The organism is Nocardioides sp. TF02-7, from assembly GCF_022437945.1.
Lineage (GTDB): Bacteria > Actinomycetota > Actinomycetes > Propionibacteriales > Nocardioidaceae > Nocardioides.
On record NZ_CP092535.1, the window covers coordinates 1049226 to 1061479 of the forward strand.

A 12254-nucleotide genomic window follows, 5' to 3' on the forward strand; every position below is an offset into this window, starting at 1 on the left:
AACCGAACGGACAGAAGATGACGACGTCACACCCCAGCACCGACCGGCCCGGCAACGCGTCGGTGGTGCCGTTCCGACCGCGACCGGGGGCGAAGCCGCCCACGGCGACGGCAGCGGCCCTGCGGCGGCACTTCGCCGCGGCCCGCTACGCCCGGCCCGAGCAGGCGCCGCTGGTCGACATCGTCTGCGACGTCCTCGACCGGGACGACCGCAGGATGCTGCCGGCGCACCGGCAGACCTGGCACCGGTTCCTCCAACTCCTCGCCCAGCACGGCAACGACCCGCGGGCGGTCCGCAACTGCGCCGTGATGGCCAACCTGGTGGCCGTCGCGCTCTTCGACGAGCCCGCCGACCACGCCACGACCGCCGACCTCGCGGACCAGCTCGGCCACCGACGGCTGGCCGGGGTCCACCACCGCTGCGGCCAGGTCCTGGAGACGAACCCCGGCCTGCCCCTCACCACGACGGCGGTACGCCGCCTGCTCGCGGCCGACCTCGCCGACCGGGTCCCCGACGACGTGGCCGCGGCGTCCGCCGCGACCGGTCACCACCTGCTGGTCGCGGGCATCGACGAGAGCTGGACGGTCCCCCACGCTCGACAGCGTGGAGGAGTTCGTCGACATCGCGGAGCGCGGCACGGTCGTGGAGTGGCGGCACCACCTGTCGATGGTCGTGGCGGGCCCCTGGTCGCCGTACTCCTACCGCCTGGTCGAGCTGGCCCGCGAGCTGGGCCCGCACCTCGAACGCGTCGTGGCCGACGTGATCGAGCTCTGCCGCGAGCTGTCGAAGGAGCGGGAGCGCGAGCTGGTCGCGAAGGAGATCAGGAGCCTGGTCGCGCTGAGCGGGGTCACCCAGCGCGAGTTCGCGGAGTGGCTCGGCACCTCGCCGTCGCGGCTCTCGACGTACGTCTCGGGCGCCGTCACCCCGTCCGCAGCGCTGCTGCTGCGGATGAAGCGCACGTCCCTGGCCCTGCAGCGCCGAGGTGAGGCACGGGACGCGGCTCCAACGCGCCCTGTGCTGCTCTCGGTGCCCTGCGGCGACGACCGGACCGCCCGCGTGGCCGACCACGCCACGGGCTGAGGCGGACCGACGGGGCCACCGGAGGGAGACCGGAGGGAGCGATCCCGGGAGGGCCGATCGGTCCGGGGCGTCTGGGGGGGCGTCACGGGCCGATCGGGGGTCGGCGGTGTCCGTCGCCTTCGTGGGGGAGGCGACGGACACCGCAGGGAGGTGGCGCGGGCCCCGGCCCGCGCCACCTCCCGCAGCTCACCTCCCGCAATTCATGGCCCGCAGGTCACGCCACGGCCGACAGGTCGCCGGTGCGAGCGACCTCCCGCAGCAGCGCGGCCGCTCGGTCGGCCACCGGGTTGGCGCCCTCGCGGGAGGCGAGCTCGACCAGCGCCGGCAGGTCGGCGGCGCGGGCGAGCTGCAGGAGGTCGGCTGCCGGCGGCGGGCCGGAGGCGTCCGCAGAACGGCGTTCGGCCCAGGCCTCGAGCACCGCGTCGACGTACGCCGGGTCGCGGTCGAACCGCAGCACGTTGCCGAGGTCGGTGAACGGGCTGCCGCTGTGGGCGAACTCCCAGTCGACGACCCCGGTGACCTGCAGCGACGTCGGGTCGAGGAGCAGGTTCTTGGGGTTGAGGTCGCTGTGCACCAGGCAGGTGCGGTCGACGGTGTCGAGCAGGGCGTGGGCGTCGCCGCAGACGCCGAGCAGCCGATCGACGTCGGCGGCCGACCAGCCGCGGTCGGCCAGCGCCGGGTGGTGCCGCTCCACCCACTCGGACAGGTCGAGGTCGAACGGGTCGATCGCCAGGTCACCACCGGCGAACGTCCCCGCACGCACGGTGGGCATGCCGGCGAGCGCGGCGGCGACCCGGCCGACCGCCGCGCCGGCCGTGCGGAGCGCGGCGGCGTCGAGGGTCGGGAGCAGCAGGTCGCCGCGCACGCCGGGCAGCAGCTCGGTGACCAGCAGGGCCGGCGTACCGGAGGCGGCGTCGGCACGGCGCACCTCGCGCACCGCGGGCACGGGCAGCAGCCCGCGCACCAGCCGCAGCAGCGCCGCCGTCGTCTCGGCGGCCTCCGCCGGATGCCGCGGGTCGGCGTAGACGCGCACCACCGTGCGCTCACCGCCGGCCTCGGCGAGGAACGTCTCGCCCGACCAGCCGCCCTCGAGCGGCTGCAGCGAGACGCCGGCGTCCAGGAACGGGTCCACGTCAGCGGAGACGCCGGGCGTCGAGCCGGGTCTCGGTGGCCCTGCCGTCGGGTCCCCGCTCGACGAGGTACGCCGCGGCGCCGTCGCGCTCGGTGAGCGCCTCCACCATGGTGGTGCCGCGGTAGAGGACGCCGGCGCCGTCGTCGGTGGCGTAGCCGGTCGGCAGGGTGCCGTCGGCCACCAGCGACCGGAAGACCGGACGGCGCTGCTCCTCGGAGTCGTGGTGGACGCCGTTGGCGTAGGGCAGCAGCGCGAGCCCGTCGGTCACCGGTCGCAGGTCGGGGCCGAACGAGTCGGTCGTGCCGCCCACGTGCCAGCAGATCGACCCGGCGGAGACACCGGTGAGGACCACGCCCGCCTCCCACGCCTCGCGCATCACCGCGTCCACCCCGTGCAGCCGCCACATCGCCAGCAGCCCGGCGACGCTGCCGCCCCAGACCCAGATCACGTCCTGGCCGAGCAGCAGCTCCCGCACGTCGGCGACGTTGGGCATCGTGAACAGCTGCAGGTGGCTCGCCGACCAGCCCACGAGCTGGGCCATGTCGTAGAAGTCGCGGATCACCTGCGGGTTGTCGCCGCACGCGGTCGCGAGGAAGCACACGCGCGGCGCCCGTCCGCTGACGCCGGCGAGCTCGACGGCGTACGACGTCAACGGCCCCACCTCCCACCTCGTGCGGGTGCCGCTCACGGCGCCGCCGGACGTGGCGAGGATGGTGGGTGCGTCAGCCGGCATGGACCGATCCTGGCACGCCCCGGTGGCTCAGAGCCGCCACCGGGTGCGGCTGTCGGGCACCGCCCGCGACGGGTCCGGCGGCGGGCCGACCTGGATCTCCTCGCCATAGCTCCAGCCGGGCTGCAACGGCAGGTGGGCGCCGCTCCAGAACGTGCCGGGATCGAACCAGTGCGCCTTGCGGTCGTCGGCCACGACGCCCATCTCCTGCAGGGTCAGCGCCACCGTCTCGGCGCAGAACGCCGCCTCCGGCCGGACCCGCCGACTGCGGCGCCGCCGCGGGAGGTAGGCACCGCGGCCGCGGAGCCATCGCGTCGCCAGCCGGGTGGTGCTCGGGAACGACACCCCGTCGAGCCGGGCGACCGCCCGGAGCGCGGCGTCCTCCTCCGCGCGACCGACCTCGGGCGCCAGCTGCCGCATCCAGGAAGCCTGCCCGTAGGTGTCGCGCCACCGCCGCACGGCGTCCCCGAGGTCGTGCAGCTGGACGCCGCGGTGGTGCGACCCGCTCCAGACGTCGAGCAGCGCCTTGCTGAGCTCGGCGTGCCACATCAGCGGCGGCAGGTCGTCCACGACGATCGCCATCCCGACGTGGTTGACCGGCGCGTTGGTCACCGCGCGGATGGCGCGGTCGGCGGCGGTGCGGCCGCGGAACAGCCACAGGTCGCCGGTGCGCGTGATCCGGACCGCCTCGTCGATGTCGAGCACGCTCGCATCATGCCTGCCACCGGCCCCGCTCCGGGCTAACCTGCCCGCATGCGGCTGTGGAAGTGGCTCGGCCTCGCCGGGGTCGCCGGCGTCGCGGCGACCGGCGTGGCGATCGCCCGCCAGGAGCGGGAACGCCGCTCCTACACCCCCGACGAGGTACGCGCCCGGCTGCACGCGCGGCTGGACGAGGCGGAGGGGTCAGGGGGCGGGGTGGGCGCGGGGACGTGAGTTTTCCCCGGTCGGCCGGGGAAACCTCAACATGTCCGGCAATGCTTTGCCCGACAAGTGGAGGGATCCCCGGTCGACCGGGGAAACCTCAACGTGACGGGCAATCCCGACACCCCACCGACCTCACCCGCAGACGGGCGCGTCCGGCAGCGGAGCCGGTACGCCGACCGCGGGCATGCCGAGGGAGACGCCGGCCGGGTCGGGGGTCGGGGCGGCGGTGCGCCGTTCCCATGCGTCGCCGGAGCGGGTGCGGCGCAGAGCCTTCACCGGGCCGTCGGCGACGAGGTGGTGCGGGGCGGCGTAGGTGACGCCGACGGTGACCATGTCGCCGGGCCGGGGGGCGGCGCCGCCGATGGCGGAGAAGTCGGCCTCGAAGTGCACGAGCCGGTTGTCGGGGCCGCGGCCGGAGAGCCGGTGGGTGGCGGCGTCCTTGCGGCCCTCGCCCTCGGCGACCATCAGCTCGACCTCGCGCCCGACCAGTCGCTTGTTCTCGTCCCAGGCGATCTCGTTGACGACGTCGACGAGCCGCTCGTAGCGGTCCTTCACCACCTCGGGCGCGACCTGGTCGGGCAGCTCGGCGGCCGGCGTACCGGGGCGCTTGGAGTACTGGAACGTGAACGCACCGGCGAACCGGGCCTGCCGCACGACGTCGAGCGTCGCCCGGAAGTCCTCCTCGGTCTCACCGGGGAAGCCGACGATGATGTCGGTCGTGATCGCCGCCTCGGGCATCGCCGCGCGCACCCGGTCGATGATGCCGAGGTACTTCGACTGCCGGTAGGAGCGGCGCATCGCCCGCAGCACGCGGTCGGAGCCCGACTGCAGCGGCATGTGCAGCTGCGGCATCACGTTCGGCGTCTCGGCCATCGCCTCGATCACGTCGTCGGTGAACTCCGCCGGGTGCGGGCTGGTGAACCGCACCCGCTCCAGCCCCTCGATCGTCGCCGCAGGCGTGGAGCAGCTTGGAGAACGCCTGCCGGTCGCCGAACTCGACGCCGTAGCTGTTGACGTTCTGCCCGAGCAGCGTGACCTCCGAGACGCCCTCGGCGACCAGCGCCTCCACCTCGGCCAGGATCTCCCCGGGCCGGCGGTCCTTCTCCTTGCCGCGCAGGCTGGGGACGATGCAGAACGTGCAGGTGTTGTTGCAGCCGACGCTCACCGACACCCAGGCGGCGTACGCCGACTCCCGCTTGGTCGGCAGCGTCGACGGGAACACCTCGAGCGACTCGAGGATCTCGACCTGCGCCTCCTCCTGCACCCGGGCCCGCTCGAGCAGCACCGGCAGCGACCCGATGTTGTGGGTGCCGAACACGACGTCGACCCACGGCGCCTTCCGGGTGATCGTGCTGCGGTCCTTCTGGGCGAGGCAGCCGCCGACCGCGATCTGCATGCCGGGCCGCTTCGCCTTGACCGGCGCCAGGTGCCCGAGGTTGCCGTAGAGCCGGTTGTCGGCGTTCTCCCGCACCGCGCAGGTGTTGAACACCACCACGTCGGCCGTCTCGCCCTCGGGCGCGGCGACGTAGCCCGCGTCCTCCAGCAGCCCGGAGAGGCGCTCGGAGTCGTGGACGTTCATCTGGCACCCGTAGGTGCGGACCTGGTAGGTGCGGGGCAGGGCGGTGCTGGTCATGACCGGTCCAGGGTACGGCGGCCGGCCGCTGGGCGAAGAACTCAGCCCGGCTGCGCGGGGTCGAGGTGCCCCGACGCGATCTGCTCGCCGAGACGCTCGAGCAGGGGACCGGGCTCTGCGATGCAGCGATCGACGTCCGGCTCGAGGTCGAGCAGCGCGTGGGCGGTCCCGATGCCCGCGGCGCGCAGGTCCGCGTCGGGCACGGCGAGCCGGCCGCAGACCGCGACGACCGACGCGCCCGCTCGTCGCGCCCGGGCGGCGACCCCGACCGGAGCCTTGCCGTGCAGGCTCTGCTCGTCGAGCGCTCCCTCGCCGGTGACGACCAGGTCGCAGCCGGCCACGGCATCGTCGAAGCCCACCAGGTCGAGGACCAGGTCGATCCCGGGCCGCAGCGTGGCGCCGAGCACGGCCACCGCGGCGAACCCGACGCCTCCGGCGGCGCCGGCGCCGGCGGTCGCCCGCCGGTCGGCGCCGGTCGCCTCCGCCACCAGGTCGGCCCAGTGGTCGAGCGCGCCGTCGAGCAGCACGATGTCGCCGGATCCTGCGCCCTTCTGCGGCCCGTAGACGTGCGCCGCCCCGGTCGGGCCGGTCAGCGGGTTGTCGACGTCGCACGCCACGACGAGCTCCGCCGAGAGGAGCGCCGGGTGCAGCCCGGCCAGGTCCAGGCGCTCCACGTCGCGCAGGGCGGCGCCACCCTCGGCGACCGGACGGCCGTCGGCTCCGAGCACCCGAGCACCGAGGGCCCGCAGCAGGCCGGCACCGCCGTCGGTGCTGGCGCTCCCGCCGATCCCCACGACCAACCGGCGGCAGCCGGCGCCGAGCGCGGCCGCGACCACCTCGCCGAGGCCGCGCGAGGAAGCCCCGAGCGGATCGGGCCGGCCGCCGGGGAGGCGATCGAGCCCGCAGGCGTCGGCCATCTCGACCACGGCGGTGTCGTCGTGCCGCCCGTACGCCGTCCGCACCGGAGCCCCGGTCGGGCCGGCGACCGTGACCTCGACCCGGTCGAAGCCGGCGGCCAGCGCCGCGGCGAGAGTGCCGTCGCCGCCGTCGGCGACCGGCAGGCAGCGGACCTCGGCATCCGGACGTGCGCGGCCGACGCCCCGCGCGACCGCCGCGGCGACGCCCGCCGCGTCGAGCGATCCCTTGAACTTGTCGGGTGCCACCAGCACCCGCGGCGCCCGGGTCATGCGGGGGGCGGGGCGGTCGAGTCGCGGACGACGAGATCGGCCCCGGCGACCCGGCGCCGGGGCCGCACGGCCGGGTCGCGCAGCGCGAGCTCGAGCGCCTGCTCCCCCATGTCGACCATCGGGAGCCGCACGGTCGTCAGCGACGGCGCCAGGTCCTGCGCCACGGTCACGTCGTCGAAGCCGGCGACCGAGACCTGCTCCGGCACCCGGATGCCGCGGGCGCGCAGCACCGACAGGATGCCGATGGCCATGTCGTCGTTGAGCGCCAGCACCGCGGTCACCTCGGGATGGTCGGCCAGGATCCGCTCCGCGGCGAGCTTGCCGCCCGCACGGGTGAACTCGGCCTCGACGACCGGCACCCCGGAGAAGTCGAGCCCCGCGCCGGCGAACGCCTCCGCCACGCCGGCCAGCCGGTCGACGATCGTCGTCAGCTGCCGGGAGCCGGTGGCGATGGCCATCCGGCGGTGGCCGAGGTCGAGCAGGTGCTCCGCGACCGCGCGCCCGCCCCCGACGTTGTCGGGGAGCACGGCGTCGACACCCAGGTGGTGTCGTCCGATGACCGCGACCCGGCCGCCGGCGGCCCGGTAGGCCTGGAGGTCCGACTTGGCCGCCGCCTGCAGGGCGGGGTCGACGAAGCCGGAGCCCGCGACCACGATGGCGCCGACCCGGTTGGCGACGAGCATCCGGATCTGGTCGAGCTCGCGCTCGGAGTCGCGCCCGGTGTGGCAGATCTGGACGGTGAGGCCCTCCCGTGCCCCGACCCGCAGCACCCCGGTGGCGATCTCGGCGAAGTAAGGGTCGCCGATCTCGTGCACGACGAGCCCGACCGAGCGCGAGGTTCCCGCCGCCAGGCTGCGGGCGTGGACGTTGGCGACGTAGCCCATCTGCCGGGCCACCTCCCGCACCCGCTCGGCCACGGCCTCGCTGACTCCCGGCGCCCCGGACAGGCTCCGCGACGCCGTGGCGATCGACACCCCGGCCTCCGTCGCGACGTCCTGCAGCCGCAGCGTCGTCCTGTTCCTCTCCACGCACACTCCCCTGCTGCTGGCTCGGCTGTCCGGGTTCGGCCGCCTGTGACCCTTGCCACAGCCGCCCGGCCGTGCTTAGAGTACCAGAAAGCGCTTACGAAAGCGCTTACGTCCGCACCTCGAGGAGCGTCATGAAGGTTCCGACCACCCTGCGCATCTCTGCCGCCGCGATCGTCGGCAGCCTCGCCCTCACCGGCTGCATCAGCGGCGGGGCCGACGACGGCGGCGACGACGACGACACGATCGACATCGGCATCTCCCTGCCCCTCACGGGCGACTTCTCCGAGCCCGGCAAGGGCGTGGAGCGGGGCTACGAGGCATGGGCCGCGTACGTCAACGAGAACGGCGGCCTGTTGGGCAAGCAGGTCGAGCTCACCATCCTCGACGACCAGTCGAACGCCGACCGGGTCGCCTCTGACTACGAGAAGCTGATCAACCAGGACGGCGTCGACCTGGTCTTCGGCCCGTTCTCGACCCGGCTGGTGATCCCGGCCGCGCAGGTCGCCCAGGACTACGGGTTCCTGTTCGTCGAGCCCGCGGGCGCCGCCCCGGAGGTGTTCGAGCAGGGCTTCGACAACCTCTTCTACGCCGCGCCCGCCGTCGCCGACGACCACTACGACCACCTCGCCGACTACATCGAGCAGATGCCCGCCGGCCAGCGGCCCGAGACCGCCGCGGTGGCGTCGATGGACGACCCGTTCGCCATGGGCACGGCGTACGGACTGCGGGACCGGCTGGAGGAGATGGGCGTCCGGCTCGTCGTCGACGAGGTCTACCCGCCCAACACCACCGACTTCAGCAGCATCGCGGCCAAGATCGCCAACAGCGACGCCGACATCGTCATCGGCGGCACGCAGTACCAGGACGCGGTCAACCTGATCATCGCGCTGCAGCAGCTCGACTACCAGCCGAAGATGGCCGCGTTCTCGACCGCGCCGACCAACCCGGAGTTCCCGGAGGCAATCGGCGAGCAGACCGAGGGCATCCTCTCCCCCACGGGCTACACGCCCGAGGCGCCGTTCCCGGCGAACCAGGAGTTCGTCGAGTTCTACACCGAGATGCACGGCAACCCACCGGGTGAGGACGAGGCCAACGCCTGGAGCACCGGCGAGGTCGTCGCCGCGGCCGTCGAGGCCGTCGGCTGCGCCGATCCCGACCCGGAGTGCCAGCAGGAGCTGATCGACTGGCTGCACGAGAACGAGGTCGACACGGTCGTCGGGCCGCTGTCGTGGGACGAGACCGGCAAGCCGCAGGGCGCGCACCTGATCCAGCAGTACGTCGACGGCGAGATCCGCATCGTGCTGCCCGAGGACCAGGCCGAGGCGGACATCGTCCCGGTCAAGCCCGAGTGGTGACCCGGAAGCCCGGAAGGAGAGCCTGACTCCCCATGTCCCTGCTCCTGCAGAGCATCGTGCTCGGCGTGCTGCTGGGAGGGCTGTACGCCCTCCTCGCGGCCGGCCTCACGCTCTACTTCGGCGTGATGCGGGTGGTGATGATCGCCCACTCCGCGTTCCTCATCCTCGCCGCCTACCTCGCCTGGTGGTTCTCCACCGAGACCGGGATCGACCCGCTCGTCTCGCTGGTCGCCACCGTCCCGCTGTTCTTCCTCGTCGGCGTCGGCATGCAGCGCCTGCTGATCGCGCGGCTCCGGCCGGCGACGATGACGATGATGTCGGTGCTGCTGACCTTCGCCATCGCGCTCACCATCGAGGGGCTGCTCGGCTACGTCTTCACCGGCACGCAGCGACGGGTGCGCCTGTCCTACGGCGGCGGCGACTTCGAGGTCCTCGGCGCCAACATCGCGGTGGTGAAGCTGATCGCGTTCGGGCTCGCGGCTGCGTCGCTGCTCGCCCTGTTCCTGGTCCTCACGAGGACCAAGTTCGGACAGGCGCTCCGGGCGACGATCCAGCACCCCGAGGCCGCCCGGCTGGTCGGCATCAACACCGAGCGGATCGCCGGCTACGGCTTCGGGATCGGCCTCGCCACCGCCGCGGTCGGCGGCACCGCGCTCTCCCTGGACTCCACGATCTACCCGTCGCTGCACTGGCACTGGATCGGCCCGCTGATGGCGATCATCGTCGTCGGCGGCCTGGGCAGCATCCCGGGCGCGGCGATCGCTGCGATGGTGCTCGGGCTCGGTCAGAGCCTGCTCCAGATCCCGCTCGGCACCACGTGGGCGCAGACGTTCTTCTACGTCGCGCTGTTCCTGACCCTGATGCTCCGCCCGCAAGGATTCTTCGGAGGTCGTCTTGCCCAGCGCTTCTGACACCGTGCGCGCCCCGCGCGCCGGCCTCGCCACCGCGCTCAAGGCCGTCGGCCTGCTCGCCCTGGTGGTCGCGGTGGTCACGTTCCCGATGCTCGCCGCCAACCCGTTCATCCTGTCCGTCGGCGTCGTGATCATGAGCTACGCCGTGCTCGCGACGTCGTGGAACTTCGTCGGCGGCTTCACCGGCTACATGTCGCTCGGCCACGCGTCGTACTCCGGCCTCGGCGGCTACGCGACCGGCCTGCTGGTCATCCACACCGGCATCAACCCCTGGCTCGCCCTGCTCGCGGGTGGACTCCTGGTCGCCGTGGTGGCGGTCCCGGTCGGCATCGCCAGCCTGCGGGTGCGCGGCGCCTCGTTCGTGATCGTCTCGATCGCCCTGGTGCTGATCATGCTGCTCGTCTTCCAGTCGTGGAGCGAGCTCACCGGCGGCTCCAACGGACTGCGGGTCCCGCGGCCGTTCGGCCCCGACGTGCTCCGACCCGAGCAGCACGAGCGGTTCTTCTACATCCACGCCGGCCTGCTGGCGGTCGCGCTGCTGCTGTGGTGGGTCATCGACCGCTCCCGGTTCGGCATCGGCCTCAAGGCGATCCGTGAGGACGAGGACAAGGCGCAGGCGCTGGGCGTGCCCACCTTCTCCTACAAGCTGGTGGCGTTCGTCATCTCGGCGTTCTTCACGGCGCTGGGCGGCGGCCTGTACGCGCTGTGGTTCGGGTTCCTGGACCCGATCTTCCAGTTCTCGATCCTGGTCGGCGCCTACATGGTCCTGATGAGCCTCCTCGGCGGCATCCGCAGTCTCTTCGGCCCGTTGCTGGGCGCGGTGATCGTCGGTTACGCACTGGAGTTCTTCAAGGCCGAGTACGGCGACACCCAGTTCCACCTGGTCGCGCTCGGCCTGCTGCTCGGCATCGTCGTGCTGTTCATGCCCGACGGGATCATCCCCGCGCTCACCGGCCTGGTGAAGCGCTTCACGCCGCAGGCCTCCTCGATCCGCGAAGTCACCCAGGCCGAGCTGGCCGAGCAGCGGCGGCTCGGCCAGGCGGGCGAGGAGCCACCGGGCGGCCCGGGCGACACCGCCCGCAACGTCGCGGAAGGAGCGCGGTCGTGACCACCACCCAACACCAGACCGGCGGGTCGACCCCCGCCGAGCCGGCCGAGGTCGGCCTCGCCACCGAGGGCCTGAGCAAGGCGTTCGGCGGCGTCCAGGCCGTCGACGACGCGACCGTGCGCTTCCACCACGGCAAGGTCAACGCGCTGATCGGTCCCAACGGCTCGGGCAAGACGACCTTCTTCAACTGCGTCACCGGCATGATCCGGCCCGACGCCGGCGCCGTCTCCTACCGCGGGCGTGACGTCACCGGGAGGGCCCCGCACCGGATCGCACGGGCGGGGGATCGGCCGCAGCTTCCAGCTCTGCCGGGTCTTCCCTCGGATGACCGTGCTGGAGAACGTGCTCGCGGCCGTGCGCCCCGGCGGCCTGTCGCGGATGCTCACCTCCGCCCACCACGCGGACGACGTCGAACGGGCCCGCGAGCTGCTCACCCGGGTCGGCATCGAGCACCTGGAGCGGGCCGAGGCCCGCGACATCTCCTACGGCCAGCAGAAGCTGCTCGAGCTCGCCGGCGTGCTGATGGCCGACCCGGAGACGATCATGCTCGACGAGCCGGCCGGCGGGGTGAACCCCGCGCTCATCGACCGCATCGCCGGTCTGGTGCGCTCCCTCAACGCGGAGGGCCGGACGTTTGTCGTCGTCGAGCACAACATGGAGCTCGTCATGAGCCTGTCCGACCACGTCGTCGTCTTCGACCGCGGTCGACCGATCTGCGAGGGCCCGCCCTCGGTCGTGCAGAACGACCCCCGAGTCCTGGAGGCCTACCTTGGCATCTGAGTACCTGCTCGAGCTCGACGACATCGAGGCCGGCTACGGACGCGCCGCCCTGGTGCTGCGGGGGCTGACGGTCAAGGTGCCGCCCGGCACGATCGTCTGCCTGGTCGGCCCCAACGGCGCCGGCAAGTCCACCGTGCTCAAGGTCGCCAGCGGGATGCTGCCGCCCAGGGCCGGCACCATCCGGGTCGCAGGCACCGACGTGACCGGGTGCAACCCGCAGAAGATGCTGGCCGCCGGTCTCTCCCACGTGCTGCAGGGCCACAGCGTGTTCAAGGAGATGACCGTCGAGGAGAACGTCCTCCTCGGCGCCTACTCCCTGGGCGACAAGGCGGAGATCGCCCAGCGGATCGACTTCGTCAAGGGGGCTCTTCCCCGTCGTCGCCGAC

General features: G+C 73.2%; 12 protein-coding genes and 1 pseudogene. 6 read left to right on the plus strand and 7 right to left on the minus strand.

Features of this window, described 5'->3' with window-relative positions:
* Positions 1-26: 26 nt before the first annotated feature.
* Positions 27-623, minus strand: a complete 597-nt coding sequence (locus tag MF408_RS05320; protein WP_240250543.1) for a hypothetical protein — start codon at positions 621-623, stop codon at positions 27-29.
* Between MF408_RS05320 and MF408_RS05325 the strand changes: the two genes are divergently transcribed.
* Positions 604-1080, plus strand: coding sequence for a helix-turn-helix transcriptional regulator (locus MF408_RS05325; protein ID WP_240250544.1), 477 nt, complete (start codon positions 604-606; stop codon positions 1078-1080). The two genes, MF408_RS05320 and MF408_RS05325, sit on opposite strands and share 20 nt — an antisense overlap.
* 214 nt (positions 1081-1294) lie before the next feature.
* Here the strand turns inward: MF408_RS05325 and MF408_RS05330 are convergent, their stop codons facing one another.
* The 3 genes from MF408_RS05330 to MF408_RS05340 are packed head-to-tail and all read right to left on the minus strand — an operon-like array spanning position 1295 to position 3647.
* A complete protein-coding gene (locus MF408_RS05330; RefSeq protein ID WP_240250545.1) occupies positions 1295-2212 on the minus strand; it encodes an aminoglycoside phosphotransferase family protein in 918 nt (305 codons plus the stop codon).
* Position 2213: 1 nt separating this feature from the next.
* Positions 2214-2945, minus strand: a complete 732-nt coding sequence (locus MF408_RS05335) for a peptidase E (protein ID WP_240250546.1) — start codon at positions 2943-2945, stop codon at positions 2214-2216.
* Positions 2946-2972: 27 nt separating this feature from the next.
* Entirely contained in the window at positions 2973-3647 is a 675-nt protein-coding gene (locus tag MF408_RS05340; RefSeq protein ID WP_240250547.1) for a hypothetical protein, read from the minus strand.
* Between the two features lie 48 nt (positions 3648-3695).
* Between MF408_RS05340 and MF408_RS05345 the strand changes: the two genes are divergently transcribed.
* On the plus strand, positions 3696-3875 hold the full coding sequence (locus tag MF408_RS05345) for a hypothetical protein (protein WP_240250548.1): 180 nt from the start codon (positions 3696-3698) through the stop codon (positions 3873-3875).
* 123 nt (positions 3876-3998) lie between these two features.
* On the opposite strand, the pseudogene miaB reads toward MF408_RS05345, so the two are convergent.
* The 3 genes and pseudogenes from miaB to MF408_RS05360 all read right to left on the minus strand — a co-directional run bounded on the left by miaB (position 3999) and on the right by MF408_RS05360 (position 7714).
* Positions 3999-5499 (minus strand): annotated as a pseudogene (gene miaB / locus MF408_RS05350) (tRNA (N6-isopentenyl adenosine(37)-C2)-methylthiotransferase MiaB).
* Positions 5500-5540: 41 nt separating this feature from the next.
* Positions 5541-6686, minus strand: coding sequence for a glycerate kinase (locus MF408_RS05355; protein ID WP_240250549.1), 1146 nt, complete (start codon positions 6684-6686; stop codon positions 5541-5543).
* On the minus strand, positions 6683-7714 hold the full coding sequence (locus tag MF408_RS05360; RefSeq protein WP_240250550.1) for a LacI family DNA-binding transcriptional regulator: 1032 nt from the start codon (positions 7712-7714) through the stop codon (positions 6683-6685). The genes MF408_RS05355 and MF408_RS05360 overlap by 4 nt, the downstream gene beginning before the upstream one ends.
* A 131-nt stretch (positions 7715-7845) precedes the next feature.
* Between MF408_RS05360 and MF408_RS05365 the strand changes: the two genes are divergently transcribed.
* The 4 genes from MF408_RS05365 (at position 7846) to MF408_RS05380 (ending at position 11868) form a co-directional block, all read left to right on the plus strand.
* Positions 7846-9069, plus strand: a complete 1224-nt coding sequence (locus tag MF408_RS05365) for an amino acid ABC transporter substrate-binding protein (protein ID WP_240250551.1) — start codon at positions 7846-7848, stop codon at positions 9067-9069.
* A 32-nt stretch (positions 9070-9101) separates the two neighbouring features.
* The gene (locus MF408_RS05370; protein ID WP_240250552.1) at positions 9102-9980 is read left to right on the plus strand and encodes a branched-chain amino acid ABC transporter permease; all 879 of its coding nucleotides are present in this window, start codon (positions 9102-9104) and stop codon (positions 9978-9980) included.
* Positions 9964-11088: a branched-chain amino acid ABC transporter permease gene (locus MF408_RS05375; RefSeq protein ID WP_240250553.1), complete on the plus strand. Its 1125-nt coding sequence runs from the start codon at positions 9964-9966 to the stop codon at positions 11086-11088. The genes MF408_RS05370 and MF408_RS05375 overlap by 17 nt, the downstream gene beginning before the upstream one ends.
* Positions 11089-11412: 324 nt before the next feature.
* A complete protein-coding gene (locus MF408_RS05380) occupies positions 11413-11868 on the plus strand; it encodes an ATP-binding cassette domain-containing protein (protein ID WP_240250554.1) in 456 nt (151 codons plus the stop codon).
* Positions 11869-12254 lie beyond the last annotated feature (386 nt).

Excerpts from the sequence above, each read along its gene's own strand:
- MF408_RS05335 (WP_240250546.1), bottom strand. The coding sequence starts at position 2,945 with ATGCCGGCTGACGCACCCACCATCCTCGCCACGTCCGGCGGCGCCGTG.
- MF408_RS05320 (WP_240250543.1), bottom strand. The coding sequence starts at position 623 with ATGTCGACGAACTCCTCCACGCTGTCGAGCGTGGGGGACCGTCCAGCT.
- MF408_RS05380 (WP_240250554.1), top strand. The coding sequence starts at position 11,413 with ATGACCGTGCTGGAGAACGTGCTCGCGGCCGTGCGCCCCGGCGGCCTG.
- MF408_RS05355 (WP_240250549.1), bottom strand. The coding sequence starts at position 6,686 with ATGACCCGGGCGCCGCGGGTGCTGGTGGCACCCGACAAGTTCAAGGGA.
- MF408_RS05365 (WP_240250551.1), top strand. The coding sequence starts at position 7,846 with ATGAAGGTTCCGACCACCCTGCGCATCTCTGCCGCCGCGATCGTCGGC.
- MF408_RS05370 (WP_240250552.1), top strand. The coding sequence starts at position 9,102 with ATGTCCCTGCTCCTGCAGAGCATCGTGCTCGGCGTGCTGCTGGGAGGG.
- MF408_RS05345 (WP_240250548.1), top strand. The coding sequence starts at position 3,696 with ATGCGGCTGTGGAAGTGGCTCGGCCTCGCCGGGGTCGCCGGCGTCGCG.